The sequence below is a fragment of the Chryseobacterium cucumeris genome (assembly GCF_001593385.1).
Taxonomy (GTDB): Bacteria; Bacteroidota; Bacteroidia; order Flavobacteriales; family Weeksellaceae; genus Chryseobacterium; species Chryseobacterium cucumeris.
The window spans coordinates 1-16,421 of the sequence record NZ_LUVZ01000004.1 but is presented as its reverse complement, the minus strand read 5'-3'; the positions used below and the strand labels follow the sequence as shown (position 1 = coordinate 16,421).

Here is a 16,421-nt window from a genome sequence, read left to right as displayed (position 1 = left end):
AGCATTTTTCTTTGTATTTTTTATATTGTGTTATTCATGTATTATTTTATCTAATTGTTTTTTTGTGTCAATAAAATGACAATTTTAGTATAATATTTTCATTGTTTTAACTAATTTTAAATAATTGTTTAATATTTTTAAAACTAAATTAACTCAATTTTAACTTATATTTTTAATTAATATTGATTAATTGATTAAAAATATAAATCATTTGCGGTTAATTTATTTAATTATCTTTTTTATTGCCTTTTTATTAATTTTTGTTACATATATTTGCATTCATACTGTTAAAATATGTTAAATATGAAAGTGAAGTTAATATTAAGTACTGCTGTGCTATTCTTTGTAGGAGGACACATGGTAGAAGCCCAAAAGGCTAAGCGCGACACCATACCGCAGGATACCAAGATTGATGAAATTGTAGTGGTTGCTTACGGAAGCCAGAAAAGAGAAACAATGGTTGGCTCCAATACAGAAATTAAAGCAAAACAATTTGCCGATCGACCGATAACAAGTATCGGGCAGGCTTTGGATGGAGCCAGTGCTGGTGTAAAAGTAAGTACCGGAACAGGACAGCCGGGAAGCTCACCAAGTATCCAGATCCGTGGGATAGGCTCTTATGGAATTACAACTGCTCCGTTATATGTAGTTGATGGTACAGTGTATACCGGATCTCTTGCGGCAATTAATCCCAATGATATTGCATCATTCAATATCCTGAAAGATGCTGCTTCTACTTCTTTGTATGGTTCTGCTGCTGCTAATGGTGTTGTTTTGATCACTACAAAATCCGGTAGAAAAGGAAAAGATGCATTTAACTTTAGCATGAGTACCGGAGCGGTAGGAAGATCAATCCCGGAATATGACAGAGTAAATGTTTATCAATATTATCCTCTTGTTTGGGAGGCAATAAGAAACGGTAGAATGACTTCTGTACCAGGTACTAGTGTGGCGGATGCCAATGCTTACGCTACTACACAATTGATTTCAGGTGTTCTTAAGACCAATGTTTTTAATGTGCCGGATAATCAATTGGTTGTCAATGGACTTTTGAACTCAAATGCTCAGTTAAAATATACAGACCTGGATTGGCAAAAACCATTGATGAATACAGGTTTCAGACAGAATTATGAATTAAATTACAGTGGAGGAAGTAATACAACAACCTATTTTTCCTCAGTAGGATATACCAATGAAACCGGATATCTTATCAAATCAGATTTTGAAAGATTTACGGCAAGATTAAAAGTAGATTCTCAGGTTAAAAGCTGGTTGAAATTAGGGAGTAGTATCAGTGGAGTATCTTCTAACGGAAATAACTCGGTAGAAGGTGTAGATAATAATTCTGCTTATATCAACCCATACAGATGGACAAGAACAATGGGACCTATTTACAGTCCGTATGCTCATGATCCTACTACATTTGCTACACTTTACGATAGTGCCGGGAATATCATGTATGATGCTGGAAGTGCTAGGGGTGCTGATGCGGCGGCTGGAAGAAACGTAATTCAGGAAACACTTTTAAATAAAGACCTTTCTAAAAACTATTATATTATTTCCAGAGCCTATGCTGAAATCAAAGTAGATCCTTATCTTACTTTGTCTACCAATGTAGGGTATGATATCAGAAATAACAGAAGAAGTACTTATGGAAATAAAATTATTGGAGATGCAGCTCCGGGAGGTTCAGCGGAAAAATTTAGCTTTACAGAGCAAACCTTTACCTGGAACCAGCTCTTAAACTATAAAAGAAAATTTGGAGATCATAATTTTGAATTCCTTTTAGGACATGAAAATTATAAATTCATGTATGAATATCTTTATGGGTATAAAAAAGGTCAGATCGTAGATGATAATGATGAGTTGGTTAACTTTGTGACTCCATCATCACTTACTTCACGTTCAGACAACTATAGAAAAGAAGGAGTATTTTCAAGATTGAATTATGATTACAAATCAAAATACTTACTTTCAGGTTCTATCCGCTGGGATGGTTCATCAAGGTTTGCCAAAGATGTAAGATGGGATTCATTCTGGTCTCTCGGTGCAGGATGGCGACTGAAAGGAGAAGAATTTTTAAGTAATTCTAATCTTATCAGTGAATTGAAATTGAGAGCGTCATATGGTGAAGTTGGGAATGACAGAACAGACAGTTATTACATGTATAAAAGTACATATACTTTAGGATATAATAATGCTCAGGAGCCTGGAATCTTATTTGGTTTTTTAGCAGATCCTACCATTACCTGGGAAGCTAATAAACAAACCGATGTAGGAATTGATTTTGGCTTTTTAAATAATAGAATTACAGGGTCTGTAGAATATTATAACAGAGTGACTGAAGATCTGATTTTCCCGGTTCCGGTTCCGGTTTCTTCAGGTGTTCCAGATAATACAATTAGTCGAAATGTAGGAACTATGTATAACCGCGGATTTGAATTCAGTATTAATGCTGATGTTATTAAAAATCAAAATTTTACCTGGAATATTAATGCCAATGCCTCTACGCTTAAAAATCAGATTACAGAACTTTCCAATGGGATAACGGAAATTATCAATGGAACTAAGAAAATTTCTGTAGGACACTCAGTGTATGATTATTGGTTGAGACAATGGTATGGGGTAGATCCTGCGGATGGTTCACCTTTATTCCTGGTAGCTGATGCTTATGCTAATACAACAGCTGCAGATATCAGAACGGTAAATGGTCAAAAAGTTACTACCAACTTCAATAAAGCAAAATATGACTATTCTGGCACAGCAATTCCTGACTTGTTTGGAAGTTTCGGAACTACAATTACCTATAAACAATGGTCACTATCAGCAATGTTTACCTATCAGTTAGGTGGAAAAACATATGACTCCAACTATGCTGCTTTGATGTCTAGTTACTCACAGGGAGGAGCTTTAAGTACAGATATTCTGGATAGATGGACAACGCCTGGACAAATCACAGATATTCCGGCATTGAACTCTTCAACATATACAAGTTCTAATGCTGCTTCATCAAGATGGCTGGTAAGCTCAGATTTTCTTACATTTAGGCAAGCTACTTTAAGTTATAGCTTTACTCCGGAAACTTTATCTCAGCTGGGGGTTTCAGGATTAAGAATCCTTGTTTCAGGTGAAAATTTATGGAGTAAAACAGCAAGAAAAGGGTTGGAGCCAGCTCAGGCATTCAACGGTACGGCATCAAACAGGTATACTCCGGCGAGAGTGGTGACAATAGGATTTAATGTATCTTTTTAAATAATTAAAGTAATGAAAAATATAGCAAAACAATATATAAAATGGGCTGTTGTTCTTTCAGTCTTTGCGGGAACGGTTTCATGTGAGAGTGATTATCTTGAAACGGATCCTACGACTGCGGCCTCTGAGGAAGCAGCTTATTCAAGTGCTGCCAACCTTATGGCTATTGTAAACGGGATGCATAGAGATATGTATTTCAGACAAAATGATAATCAGGGACAAAATGGTCAGGGTGGAATTATGATCATGATGGATGCTTTAGCAGATGATCTTGTATTTCCTTCTACAGGAAACGGTTGGTATATTTCAACGGTGAGATGGCAGGATCAGGTAAATGATAATGCCGCTAATGATTTTTATCCTTATCAGTTTTATTATGCATTAATCAGAAATGCAAATCTGGTTATTGCAAATGGCCCTTCAGTTCCAGCACCTACTGCTGCTGATGCTACTACCATTAAAGCAGCTATTGGTGAGGCTTATGCATTCAGAGCTTTCTGTTACTATATGTTAGTTCAAATTTATGGTAAAAGATATGTGCCAGGTACAAACAATACTCAGCTTGGAGTTCCAATCAGATTGGTAGCGAATGAAATTCCTTTGGCAAGAAACACAGTAGAAGAAGTATATACTCAGATCAATAAAGACCTTAATGAAGCATCAACAAGGCTTACAGGAATAACCAGAGCTACAAAATCGCATTTTAATGACAAAGTAGTTTTAGGATTAAAAGCCAGAATTGCATTAACGCAGGGGAATTATGCTGCTGCTGTAACAGCAGCTCAATCAGCACGTGTAGGATTTGCTCTGATGGATAATGCAACCTATACCGCAGGATTTAATAATTTAGCAGGTGTTTCTGAATGGATGTGGGGTGCTACTATTATAGCAGATCAGGGAGACACATTTTCGAATTTTGGAGCATATATGTCAAGAAACTTTAACTCCACCAATATTCGTCAGGCCCCTAAAGCAATTAATAGTAAATTGTTTTTATCATTCCCATCTACAGATATCAGAACTAAGAATTTTGATCCAACGGGTGCACATACAGCACTTGCTTTACCTTCAACATATGCTAAATTCCCGTATACAGGACAGAAGTTTCTTGCTGCAAGCCAAGCAGACAGCAGGGTAGATGTTCCTTATATGAGATCTGCAGAAATGTATCTTATTGAAGCAGAAGCTTTGGCAAGATCTGGAGACGAAGCTGGTTCTAAAGCCGTTTTCAACGTATTTGCTAAAAACAGAAACCCATCATATCCTGGGGCTACCACAACAGGTGCTGCTTATATCACAGAAATTCTTGACAGTAGAAGACTTGAATTCTGGGGTGAAGGTTTCAGATTCTTAGATCTTAAGAGATTGAATTTAGGTTTGGACAGAACAGGAGCTAATCATTCTTCAGTAGTGACTAATAATGTAATGACAGTAGCTAATACAGACTTACGTTGGGAATTCCTGATTCCAAGAACTGAAATCAATGCTAACCCATTGATTGTTCAGAATCCATTATAACACGTACAGATTTTAATATATGATTGAGAATCCTGCTTTAGTAGGGTTCTCTTTTTTTACTTCTGTTAGTAATGATGAGGTTTTTAGTAAAAAATATTTTAAAATTTAAAATAAAGAGTAGGGAAATTCAAAATAAATTATAACTTTGTAATTCAAAGTTCTTTTTATGGATTCAAAAAACTATCACGAAGACTTATCCCATATCCGTTCTATGATGGAACGGTCCTCCAGATTTATTTCGCTAAGTGGTTTATCCGGAGTTGTTGCGGGTTTAACGGCTATTATTGGAGTCGTATATGTGTATTTTGTTTTTCAGAGAGAAGGGATCAACTATCTTGATGGGGACAGAAATATTCTGGGACCTGCCTTGGTTAAAGAACTTGTTCTGATTGGGATTGCTATTTTGGTTGTAGCTGTTCTTAGTGGTTATATTTTTACTGCCCACAAAAGCAAAAAAAAAGGTTTGAAGATCTGGGATGCCACGACAAAGCGACTTTTGATTACCTTTGCAGTACCTTTGTTAGCAGGCGGTGTCTTTTGTCTCGCTCTGCTTTATCATCATCTTTTTGTTTTCATTGCTCCGGCTACTCTTATTTTTTATGGATTAGCTTTGGTAGCTGCAGAACGATATACATTAAAAGATGTAAAGTATTTAGGATATCTTGAAATTATTTTAGGACTTATTTCTTTGTTCTTTTTAGGATGGGGATTGCTGTTCTGGGCCATTGGTTTCGGTGTTCTGCATATTGTCTATGGATTGATCATGCATAAGAAGTATAAATAGTAAAATGAATAAAATATTCAAATATTTCATTATAATACTTTGTGCCATTGGAGGTTTGTTTTTAGTAGGTTTTATTGCAGTGACTTTAATGATTGGTTATGCTTTTGGAAGTTTTGATAAGAGTTATTCAGTTTCTGAACTGAAAGAAGAGTATTACTTGAGAGAAGTTGAAATCGCAGATTTAATTAAATATTATAATGCAATTAAGCCCGAAAACTATTCTGTAAATATTGAATTTAAAAGTGATAAAGTATTGAATCGTTTAACGATAACAACTAAAGATTCAACAAAAATTATGTATCAAAATTGGAATGTAGGTTCCAATGTTTTACAATCAAAAAAAATTAGAGATTTAGTAGGATGGGAAGAAAGAGAGGTTAGAGTTTTAAAAAGTAAATTAGATAAGGCTAATTGTATCTCTGTAGAAGATGGAGAGCCTTTAAAAATTGGATTTAAAAGAAGTGGAATGGGAATGTTTTCTTTTAATATTTTTCAAAAGGCAGGTACCAACAGGGGAGAGTACAATAATGGATGTCAATATATCTTGGTAAATAGATCTTTGGCTCTTCAATATGGAGGAGGTGCAATTGGAAATCAGTGTTTTCCTAATAAGAATTAAGAAATTATGATCAAAATAAATCAGCTCAATAAAGAATTCGAAAGCCGTGTAAGACTGGGCATTATGTCCGTTCTTATGGTCAACGACTGGGTTGATTTTTCCGAAATGAAAAACCTGCTCGAAATAACCGATGGGAATCTGGCAAGCCACAGCAATGCACTGGAGAAAGCTGGTTATATAGAAGTGAAAAAAGAATTTGTAGGTAAGAAGCCTAAAACCTCTTATCGTGTTACACAAAGTGGAAGGCAAGCTTTTACGGAACATTTGAATGCACTGGAAAAATTATTGGGGCGATAGTCCTATATTTTTTTAAAAATTAACTTTGAATTACAAAGTACTTTATATAATAAAATTAAATAAAATGATGACACAAAAACAAAAAACACTCACAATTTATGCCCTTCCATTAGCTTTACTCAGTATTCCCTTGGTTGGAAATCTATTTTCTAAGGAAGTGAACTGGTCAGGAGCAGATTTTCTTATTGCAGGAGCTTTGCTTTTTACAACCGGTTTTCTCATCAATCTGATCAGAAACAGAATTAAAAAACAAAGTCAGAAAGTGATGATATGTATTTTCATTGTGCTGACTATAGCATTGGTATGGATTGAATTAGCAGTAGGGATTTTCGGGAGTCCGTTTGCCGGAAGCTAAAACTTGGTTTGTGATTAATCCTAAATAATAATGAAAGATTCAGAAATAATAGATCTGGGCAAGACAGTATTCGGAGTATTTTTTTCAATTGGAACTCTTTGTCTTTTAGGAGCTCTTATTACAAAAAATGACGGGTTTGCCTTAGCAGGGTATCTGCTGATCGTTTTCGGAGTGCCAGTCAATTTATTATGCATATTGGGGCTTTTGATATATGGTGTTTTAAATACATCAAAATTTATAGAATGTATGATAGCCATACTTATTTTGACTGCTAATATTCCCATCGCATTTCTGTACGCCATGATAGGTCTTAGTTTTTTTCAATAATTAATATTCATCAATATCTAATTTTTAAATAATACGGTATGAAAAAAATACGTGTTCAGTTTCTGCTTTTTGTGTACGATAAAACTCAAAAGTTATACAGAAAATATTTCAAAAAGAAAAAAAGACAATGGCAGTTCAATGAAAAACAATTGCTGGAATTTCAGGAAGATTCCTTAGGCAGAAAACTGGGTGAATTTTACAGGAAACACGGCTTCTCAATGATTCCAAAGATGGAAAACCATGATGTTCACCACCTGATTACGGGCTGTGGAACCAACTTCGAAGATGAAATTGCCATGCAGTACCTGCTTCTGGGAAACGGTAAGCTCAATGCGCATCTTCTGGCAGCTATCGTATTAGGAACACTTATCCTTCCTGAATATGTGAAAATTTATATCAAAGCTTATAAAAAGGGACAAAATATGAGAACCTTCCATCATTGGGACTTTGAAGAATTGCTATGGCAGAATTTTGAACATGTAAAAGACTTTATTCAACAAAAAGAAACGGCAGTTTTTCATTAAAAACTAAAGATCATGGGAAAAATAAAATTCAGTCCGCTAGGGAAAAGATCATTCATTGTTTCTTTTCTGCTGGGAACCCTTCTGCTGTTTGCATTTTGGTTGATAAGAGCAGAATTTCTTCTTGAGCTTGGCTTTTATTATGTATTGGTAACTGCCGTGATTAATATGTTTATCCTTCTGCACGAGTTGATTATTTATCTTACTGATGTTTCAGAACAGAAAGCTTCTGGTAATTCGGTCCTTCTCCTGCTTGTCAATATTCCGATTACAACCTTATACCTCTATATAATGACACAGTTTCCCTGGTTGGAAGCGGTTCTCAAAATTTAAATCTTTCAATCCTTTAAATTTTTAAATATTAAATAATAAACCTCATGAAAACACATCATTATATATTTCTTACAGCCCTTCTTTTTGTCATCGTTTTTTATGATCAGGACATAGGGCTGAACCTTGGAATTCTGGGAATTGTCTATGCCGTACTAACGCTGTTTAGAACACCGGAAAAAAATAAAACCAGAACGTTATATGTCCTTTTTACAACAAGTATTCTGTCTGGTGTTGCATTTGCGTGGTTCGGAGATTTTACCTCTTTTATTGCGGTGGCAAGCTCACTGCTTTTGCTTGGCTATAAATCGAAGAACAGAAGATTGAAAATTTTATTCTTAATTCCGGTTTTTATGATAAACTGCTGTACTTCATTCTGCCGTTTTTTCAGCTTTGATGAATGGCTGCCTAAAAAGAATGTTCCCGGATTATGGCAAAAGACATTGGCTTTCATTTTGATTCCGCTGGTACTTGTTTCTGTTTTCTTTGGAATTTATTCCGCAGGAAGTAATCATTTTGCAGCCCTTTTCACAGATTATGAGTTGGATCTTAATATTTGGCAGGTATTCTGTCTTTCGGTTTTAGGATTTTTTATTGCTTTTAATTATTGGAATTATGCGGTGGAAAAACTCATTTACAAAAATAATCATGTTCTGGATAATGATTTCCGCAAAGATTCCCGGGTTCCAAAGGCTACTTATTCTTTTCTTGACCTTGCTGCAGAACGAATGAGTGGAGTAATCTCTTTTGTCTTGTTGAATGTTTTATTGGTGTTCTTTATTATTACTTACAATTATGAACAGTTTTATGAAGCCATAAAAACACCGGTTCAGCTTTCAGAAGAAACCCATGAAAGAGTAAATGCAGTAATTATGTCTATTGTCATGGCTATTTTGGTGATCATGTTTTATTTTAAAGCCGGATTTAATTTTGATCCAAAAGCAGGTTTGTTGAAAATCTTAGCCAAAATCTGGATATTCCTCAATGCTATTCTTGTGGTTTCCGCAGCCCTTAAAAACTATGAGTATATTGTTAATTATGCATTCACCTATAAAAGGTTGGGGGTTTTTGCTTTTCTGTTATTATCGTTAGTTGGCCTGGTTCTTACTTATATTAAAATCCAAAAACAGAAAAGAAACATTTTCCTTATCAATACAATGATTTGGTTTTTTTATGGAACTGTTCTCGCGTGCAGTTACTTCAACTGGGGTGGTTTTATTACTTCCCAGAATATGGAACGAAAGGATTTTGCGGTCAATTATCATGTAACTTCCATCAATTTTAGTGAAAAAGCACTTCTTAAATATGCGGATGAAAAAAATGATCAGAAACTTAAAAAGACCTTGCAGGATAAAGTGAAAAATGAAACATCAAAAACATTCTTTTCAAAGATCATATATTATCATACCATCAAATAAAATATCATGAAAAACTTAGTGGAATCCTCTAGATTTAAAATTAATCTATTGTTGATAATGATGACCATATTCTGTTTCAGCCTTTCAGCTTTCAGATATTATATCAGCGATACAAAAGTGTTTTTGTTTCTCAACTGGAATCTTTTTCTTGCGTGGATTCCTTTATTACTAAGTTCTTTTATTCTTGCCTTTAATATTAAAAGCAAAACTTCATTGATCCTTATAGTAATAGTGTGGATATTGTTCTTTCCCAATTCTCCCTACATTCTTACAGATCTTTTTCACCTCAGAGCAAGAAATGAGATACCGATCTGGTATGACCTCATTGTGATTCTTTCCTATGCCTGGACAGGACTGATCTGTGGCTTTATAAGTCTTCATGATATTGAAAAGAGGCTTTCTGATTATATGAATAGAAATATCATCAGCGGGTTAGTTGTCCTTTTTCTTTTTATGAGCAGCTTTGGAGTCTATCTTGGCCGTTTTCTGAGATGGAACAGCTGGGATATTCTCAACAATCCCTTTGGTCTCTTCTCGGATATTGTGGTGAGATTCATCTATCCTATGGAATATACCAAAACATGGGGTGTTACTCTATTGATGGGAGTATTGCTCAACTTTATGTACTTTACATTTAAATGGGCAGGAACAAATGATGAAAAAGAATTACAAACGGAAAATAAAACATTCAACGGATTGGAACAATTTTAGCATTTCAATGAGCTCAGCATAATAGATGCTGATCCATTCTTAAAATTAATTATTATGAAAAAAAGCTTATTGTTAATTCCTTTGATAATTGTTGCCTGTAAAAAAGAACCTGCTGTGACAAATGTCGCGGATAAGGACTCTACAGTGGTAACAGAAATGCCTGATTCTGTGGTAAAAAAAGATTCTGTAGCATCAAGGAAAAAAGATTCAATTATTAACAACGCTCCGGTCACTAAGGAAGTATTGCGCAAAGGCGTAATGAGAGATGAAAAAGACGGCCAGATCATAAGAACGGCAGATGCCAACCAGTTGCCTTTTACAATTGGAGAAGAATTTACAAAGGATGATCAGGATTTGATTTTAAAACTGACCCGTTATGATCGTCCCAATATCAAAGCGAAAATTTCAACAAAAGAGAAAGATTTTAATATCCGTTTCAATCAGATCAGACTTCCAAACGGGAACTACGACGGACCTTTTGGAAGAGAAATTACTTATGATACTCCCGGACAAGGTGAAGTATGGTTAATTATCGGAAAAAGTAACATGGCTTCGGGAAATACCAAAGGAAGTTTTACGGTGACTGTGGAATAAGACCCAATCAATTTGGTACAATTTCTGCAAACTAAATTTTGAAGTTTAAAATTTAAAATTATGAAAAATATAGTTCTAACAGCAATGGCCGCTTCAGCTGTACTTGTAAGTTGCGGAACTGTACAGTCGCTGGTTCAGAATACATTTCCCTACACAACGAATGTTTTAGTGTCTACAGGAGTTCCTGCGGATAAAGAAGTTTCTTCCACTGCAACGGCTACCAATGTACAGACCTGGTTCGGAGGAAATAATAATGCAAAAATTAAAGATGTAAGAATTTCAGATGCGAAAATCTCTGTGGCTTCTCCTTCCGGAGGAAATCTGAGTGCATTCAAAACGGTAAAAATATACGTTTCTTCTAACGGAACAGGAGAAAGATTAGTAGCTTCACGTTCCAATATCTCCACCAATTCTTCCAGCTTAAATCTTGATCTTAATGATACAGGATTCCTGGACGAAATTGTAAAAAGTTCAGGGTTAACGGTAAGAACCGTTTATGAATTGAAGAATCAGACTTCTTCAGATATGAACATCAAAGTAGCGCTTAATTTCAGCAGCGTTCCGGCAAAATAAAATCAATAAAAATTGATAATAAAAACCCTCTTTCATTTTTCTGAAAGAGGGTTTGATGTGAAATAAATGTATAAAAAATCTTGTATTCTAGAATTTGGTTAATTTCTCAACAACTCTCCTCTGGCCTTCGTTAATATTGATGATATACTGTCCCGTAGGAAGTTGCGAAATATCAATCTTTTCATTTGGTAGAACGGAATTTTTAATCACTGTACGTCCCTGAAGGTTAATAATCTCTACATCCAGTTTTTTATTTTCATTGCTTTGAATAGCAATGGAACTGCTGGATGGATTAGGATAAATTTTAACCTCTAATGATGGTAAAGTCTTAACAGGTGCTGTAAAATTACTTTCCAGTTGAAGGATAGCATTTTTAACATTAGGAAGAGGTCCGATCTTTTGGCCCGTCACTGTTCCTCCCTGAGGAATTCCTGTTGAAATTAAAAGGTTTTTCATCGCCGAAGGTGTTAAATATTGACCTGTAGTCTGGCGATAGAAAGACTGGATTAAAATAGCAGCAGAAGAAACCACCGGTGTTGCAGAACTTGTACCACTGAAATAATTATAAGTTCTGTTGTTGTCATTGTCGTATTTCGCATAAGATCCATAACCTGCAGCCATCACACTGCTTCCCCAACCCTGAACATCCACTCTGCTACCAAAAGTGCTGAAGCTTAATTTCGAATGGGTAGTATTAGGAGATCCTGCTCCTACAATGATAGCACCGCTGTTTCCTCTCGCAAGATAGGTGGCATAAAACGGGTCATCCAGATTCTGATTTCCATTACCCGCTGCTGCAATGATAATAATTCCTGAATCAGTAGCAGCTTTTGTAAGATCCCAGATTACTTTATCATATTCCGCAGGGCAATACTGACCGTCTTTTCCACCAGTCTGCATTTCGTATAATATAATATCTCCGGCCTGAGATGCATTGATAGATCTGCTTACAGCAGAAGCTCGGTTGTATCCCACAGTAGTCCATTCCATATAACCTTTTATTTCAGAAGCACTATAAGCAGCTCCGGTAAGTCCTATATTGTCTTTTATAGAACCTAAAATACTTACTACAGCAGTTCCATGGTCACGATAGTTATTATTGGCCAATCCTGCATTAGGAGAGTAGCCGGGTTCAAGTTGAATTGAATTTTGGTTAGACAGCATCTCGTGAGTTTTATAGAAACCATATTCTACATCGCGCACACGGATATTCTGCCCTGTGATTCCTCTTGACCATGCGTATTTGGCGTTGATTCCAGGATTGTCATTCAGATAGATCTGCAGGCTTTCCAGATCAGGAGTCGCTACAAAAGCATTTACCAAAGGAGGTTCAATAGGCTCGGCACTCATTACAGATACATATTCTATTTCTGGAAATCTCTCAAGAGTACGGATAATTTTTTCTGAAACTTCTTTATTTTGAAGAGGAATATCAGCCTTATAGATTCTTTTCAGCTTTTCCACAGACTCTCCGGAATTACCGATGGCTTTGCTGCTTCTGGCCATTTCATCAAGTTTGCTGTCTGTAAAGTCCAGATCATACTTAAATGAAATGTGGTTTTCTCTTGAGAATCTTTCCAGATCAGCGTTTCTGCTGAAAGCCGTTTTTTCTGAATTGATGCCTTTTGAAAAGCAGACGTAAATAATTGAATTTTGATCATTAGCCATTTTGGGCTGACTGTCCTGTCCGAAAGACAGAGTAGAGCAGAACGCAAATAATGCGAAAAGGTTGATTTTTGTTTTCATATAATTTTGTTAAATGGTTGTAAATCAGTTTTGATTTATATCAAAAATAATAATAAAATGAAAACAAATCACTTTTTTGTGATTTTATTTTTTAAATTTTTACTCTTTTCTTTTATATAAGGGATTTTTTTTGTTTTGAGTGATTATCTCAAAGGTTTTCAAAACCTATGAGATTTAAGAGCACATATTTGATACTTACTCATCAAAAAAATACGCTTCATAAATTGAAGCGTATCGGGTGTATTTTACACATTTGTCTTTTTCTGCTTAGCTTTTGGTGATAGAATCCATCACAATGGTAACCGGTCCGTCATTGATCAGGGAAACCTTCATATCTGCTCCGAAAATTCCGCTTTCTGTTTTTAATCCGGATTTGGTGATTTCTTCCTTAAAATAATCAAAAAGTGGCACCGCTTTATCCGGTTTTGCAGCCTTTATGAAAGAAGGTCTGTTGCCTTTTTTATAATCTGCAATCAATGTAAACTGACTGATACAAAGAATTTCTCCTGAAATATCTTTCACGGAAAGATTAAGCTTGTCATCTTCATCTCCAAAGATTCTCAGGTTTAAAACCTTTTGTACAAGCCAGTCCGCATCTGTCTTTTCATCATTTTCATCTATACCTACCAGCAGCATAAGCCCTTTCCCGATTTCTCCAACAATTTTTCCGTCCACTTTTACACTGGCTTCGGAGACTCTTTGTATAACGATCTTCATTAGGTTTTTAGCTGTTTTTTGCTTTCCAGAATTCTAGCTGTTCTTTTAGCTCTCTGATGCGTTCTTCATATAATTCAATTACTTTTTCCGAGAGTTGGTTGATGGTTATATGAGTATCATGATGTGTATTGGTTTGAACCGCAGAAGCATTATCCTGATTTGTATTTATATTGTTATCAGAATTAATAAAAAAATCTTCAGGTTTGACATCTAAATTTTCACACAGTTTTTGAATATGATTAACCCAAGAGTTTGTCTCACCACTTTCTATACGGCTATATGCTGAACGGGAAATTTGTAATCTTTCAGCCATTTCTTCCTGCGAAAAGCCTTTATTTTCTCTCAATCTTCTTATTTTACTTCCTATCTGAATATTCATAGCAATGTGTAATAAATTTATTTATAACAAAAGTAACAAAAACTCTCTTTCCAATTCACAAAAATTCTTTCTCCCGAAAAAAGGGAGGAGATTCCCGAAAATAGAGCAATAAGGTACTGGGATAAATTTTATATTTGAAATATTAAATTTTAAATCAACACATGATGAAAAAAACTAAATTATTAATGCTCATGGCATTAGCATTCTTTCTGTTTGGATGTAGGACAGAACTTTCTGATAATTTTGACTCCCATATTTCCCAATCTGATTACAGAAAAACAGTCAAGCTTAAAGAAGCTTTAGCTTTCAAAAACTATCTTACAGAAGCTAAAAGTAATCCCTCACAGGTTTACAATAAAAATGCAGATTTCTTTTCTGCTTTATCTGATGAAAGTACAGTAACCATTATAGTTCAGAATAATGTCACTTCTTACAGTACCGTAATCAGACATTTGGACAGATCATCAGATGTTTTGGTGTATAGTATTGATAATGAAAACAAAAGCATTGGGTTTACTGCAAAATACACTCCTGAAGACAGAACTAAGAACTATCATATTGATAACTTTACGGGAACTGTGGAATTTACAGCAATGGATGGTAAACCAATGGGAGTGAAAGAACTCTCTAACGGAACACCACTTCCTGATAAGGTAACTGCATCAAAGAATTCTATGAATAAAGCTGGTGATTGCTCGTTTAGCATCAGACTTATTGAGGTAGAATGTAATGGCGAACATCACAGTCCAAGCCAAATAGCCCAATGTACAGCAAGTCAGAAACCTTATTATATTGTAGAAATTACAGAAGTATGTTCAGGAGGAGGGCAGCCTCCCAAGGGATTTCCCAATATGGGAACATATGACGGTGGAGGTAGTAGCACAGGTGGTGGCACTACCAATGAAATGACAATTCAGGACAGTTTTAATTATATGCTCGGTGAGGCAGGATTTCCTGAACTTAGTCCTGATGAATATGCATATATCCAGAATAACCAATATTTTGGAGGACAGCTGCTTTCGTATTTTTATAATAATATAAATCAAAATAATTCACAGTTTTTACATTGGAGCATTAATTATTTTAAGAATTATGCTGATCCCAATATATCTCCTAATGCAGCTTATAAACAGTTTCAGAATTGGTTTTTAAACTCTGATGGGACACCTAAGATACATTTTGACAATTCATTAAACAGCAATAATACTGAACATTATAACTCTTGGCAAGAATTTTTTAATACACAGAATAATGGATTTACAATGGGCAATTCACTCTTTGAACTTGGAATAAATGATAATAATGCTGAAACAGGTGATCCATATCCAATAACAAATTCGAGAGTAAAACTAAGATTTATGAAGTTTAATGATTCTGGTGTTAGTATTAAAGTACGAAGTTATAATTTAGGTACAAGCTCATTTAATATTCATGATATAGTTATGAATCAGTATGGAATAACATCATTATGGAGCTTTGTATATGAAGATCCTAACAATAAATGGGATGGTCCATTTCCTTATGTTAGTAATGGGAATGTTTATGCTAAAATTAACATAAATATAATTGTGAAAAAAGGTGTAAGTATTCAAGGTTTAAATGTTACAATTGATACCCCAATAAAAATTACTATTATTATCAATCCTAATAATGGAAATATTATTGGTTCAACATTTTCCTTTTAAAATTATAAGATTATGAATAAGTATATATTTTTATTACGCATTGTTTTTATCATAGCATTCATAATTCATCTGATCATTAGATATATGAATCCTTTTTCCGAAGATATAAATGATAAATTATTAACAGTATCTCTTTATGTTTCCATTATAAGTCTTGTCAGTGTATTGCTAATTTATATACTGAGATATTATCTACGAATTCGAAGATAGAAAACGTGTGGAAACAAATGAAATAAATTCAGGAATTGGATTAATTGCAGGTCAAATAATTTCAGCAACTTTCATAGATTTACCAAATTAAAATCTTTAACATGGAAACTACAATTTCATCACCAGGTACTGTTGTTATAATTATTCAAACTTTAACTTTTATTTTATACATCGCTATATTAATTGGAGGAATTTATCTTGTTAGATCAATTAAATCAATAAAGAAGAGATTGGATGTGTTAGAAAAAGAAAAATAAATGACTAGTCCTGAAAAAGGTTGACTAGTTTAATATTTCAAATATACTTAAATCAGAGTAGGAATTTTCCTATTCTGATTTTGTTTTTTGTATGTTTTTAATTTTACGTTATTTTTCATATGCACTTG

18 protein-coding genes are annotated in these 16,421 nt (G+C 34.6%); 15 read left to right on the top strand and 3 right to left on the bottom strand.

The genetic code is table 11. The features are described 5' to 3' along the window. Positions 1-303 precede the first annotated feature (303 nt). From A1704_RS07740 to A1704_RS07680, 13 genes are all read left to right on the top strand, one after another. Positions 304-3,252 carry a SusC/RagA family TonB-linked outer membrane protein gene (locus A1704_RS07740; RefSeq protein WP_062672304.1) on the top strand — a complete coding sequence of 983 codons (2,949 nt, stop codon included), beginning with the start codon at positions 304-306 and terminating at the stop codon, positions 3,250-3,252. 12 nt (positions 3,253-3,264) lie between these two features. Beyond that, the gene (locus A1704_RS07735; RefSeq protein ID WP_062672173.1) at positions 3,265-4,770 is read left to right on the top strand and encodes a RagB/SusD family nutrient uptake outer membrane protein; all 1,506 of its coding nucleotides are present in this window, start codon (positions 3,265-3,267) and stop codon (positions 4,768-4,770) included. 166 nt (positions 4,771-4,936) lie between these two features. Next, positions 4,937-5,554: a hypothetical protein gene (locus A1704_RS07730; RefSeq protein WP_062672171.1), complete on the top strand. Its 618-nt coding sequence runs from the start codon at positions 4,937-4,939 to the stop codon at positions 5,552-5,554. Positions 5,555-5,558: 4 nt separating this feature from the next. Beyond that, a complete protein-coding gene (locus A1704_RS07725) occupies positions 5,559-6,173 on the top strand; it encodes a hypothetical protein (protein ID WP_131797487.1) in 615 nt (204 codons plus the stop codon). Between the two features lie 6 nt (positions 6,174-6,179). Beyond that, complete coding sequence (locus tag A1704_RS07720; protein ID WP_034695841.1) at positions 6,180-6,470, top strand: winged helix-turn-helix domain-containing protein; 291 nt, start codon at positions 6,180-6,182, stop codon at positions 6,468-6,470. 64 nt (positions 6,471-6,534) lie between these two features. Next, positions 6,535-6,825 (top strand): hypothetical protein, encoded by a 291-nt coding sequence (locus tag A1704_RS07715; RefSeq protein WP_062672167.1) that lies wholly within the window; start codon positions 6,535-6,537, stop codon positions 6,823-6,825. Positions 6,826-6,855: 30 nt separating this feature from the next. Next, positions 6,856-7,152 carry a hypothetical protein gene (locus tag A1704_RS07710; protein ID WP_062672165.1) on the top strand — a complete coding sequence of 99 codons (297 nt, stop codon included), beginning with the start codon at positions 6,856-6,858 and terminating at the stop codon, positions 7,150-7,152. Between the two features lie 38 nt (positions 7,153-7,190). Then, positions 7,191-7,676: a Coq4 family protein gene (locus A1704_RS07705; protein WP_062672163.1), complete on the top strand. Its 486-nt coding sequence runs from the start codon at positions 7,191-7,193 to the stop codon at positions 7,674-7,676. Positions 7,677-7,688: 12 nt separating this feature from the next. After that, positions 7,689-8,006 carry a hypothetical protein gene (locus tag A1704_RS07700; RefSeq protein WP_062672161.1) on the top strand — a complete coding sequence of 106 codons (318 nt, stop codon included), beginning with the start codon at positions 7,689-7,691 and terminating at the stop codon, positions 8,004-8,006. Between the two features lie 44 nt (positions 8,007-8,050). After that, positions 8,051-9,421 carry a DUF4153 domain-containing protein gene (locus A1704_RS07695; protein ID WP_062672159.1) on the top strand — a complete coding sequence of 457 codons (1,371 nt, stop codon included), beginning with the start codon at positions 8,051-8,053 and terminating at the stop codon, positions 9,419-9,421. A 6-nt stretch (positions 9,422-9,427) separates the two neighbouring features. Beyond that, entirely contained in the window at positions 9,428-10,132 is a 705-nt protein-coding gene (locus A1704_RS07690; protein WP_062672157.1) for a DUF1361 domain-containing protein, read from the top strand. 54 nt (positions 10,133-10,186) lie between these two features. Next, positions 10,187-10,726 carry a hypothetical protein gene (locus A1704_RS07685; RefSeq protein WP_062672156.1) on the top strand — a complete coding sequence of 180 codons (540 nt, stop codon included), beginning with the start codon at positions 10,187-10,189 and terminating at the stop codon, positions 10,724-10,726. A 60-nt stretch (positions 10,727-10,786) separates the two neighbouring features. Then, positions 10,787-11,299 (top strand): hypothetical protein, encoded by a 513-nt coding sequence (locus A1704_RS07680; RefSeq protein WP_062672154.1) that lies wholly within the window; start codon positions 10,787-10,789, stop codon positions 11,297-11,299. An 87-nt stretch (positions 11,300-11,386) separates the two neighbouring features. Here the strand turns inward: A1704_RS07680 and A1704_RS07675 are convergent, their stop codons facing one another. The 3 genes from A1704_RS07675 to A1704_RS07665 all read right to left on the bottom strand — a co-directional run bounded on the left by A1704_RS07675 (position 11,387) and on the right by A1704_RS07665 (position 14,141). Further along, positions 11,387-13,045 carry a S8/S53 family peptidase gene (locus A1704_RS07675; protein ID WP_062672152.1) on the bottom strand — a complete coding sequence of 553 codons (1,659 nt, stop codon included), beginning with the start codon at positions 13,043-13,045 and terminating at the stop codon, positions 11,387-11,389. A gap of 267 nt (positions 13,046-13,312) precedes the next feature. Beyond that, on the bottom strand, positions 13,313-13,762 hold the full coding sequence (gene dtd, locus A1704_RS07670) for a D-aminoacyl-tRNA deacylase (protein ID WP_062672151.1): 450 nt from the start codon (positions 13,760-13,762) through the stop codon (positions 13,313-13,315). Between the two features lie 7 nt (positions 13,763-13,769). Then, the gene (locus tag A1704_RS07665) at positions 13,770-14,141 is read right to left on the bottom strand and encodes a helix-turn-helix domain-containing protein (protein ID WP_062672149.1); all 372 of its coding nucleotides are present in this window, start codon (positions 14,139-14,141) and stop codon (positions 13,770-13,772) included. Positions 14,142-14,302: 161 nt separating this feature from the next. Here A1704_RS07665 and A1704_RS07660 point away from each other — a divergent pair, with 161 nt between their 5' ends. Both A1704_RS07660 and A1704_RS24425 read left to right on the top strand, forming a co-directional pair. Next, positions 14,303-15,826, top strand: coding sequence for a hypothetical protein (locus tag A1704_RS07660; protein ID WP_062672147.1), 1,524 nt, complete (start codon positions 14,303-14,305; stop codon positions 15,824-15,826). A 311-nt stretch (positions 15,827-16,137) separates the two neighbouring features. Beyond that, positions 16,138-16,293 carry a hypothetical protein gene (locus tag A1704_RS24425; RefSeq protein ID WP_157885760.1) on the top strand — a complete coding sequence of 52 codons (156 nt, stop codon included), beginning with the start codon at positions 16,138-16,140 and terminating at the stop codon, positions 16,291-16,293. Positions 16,294-16,421 lie beyond the last annotated feature (128 nt).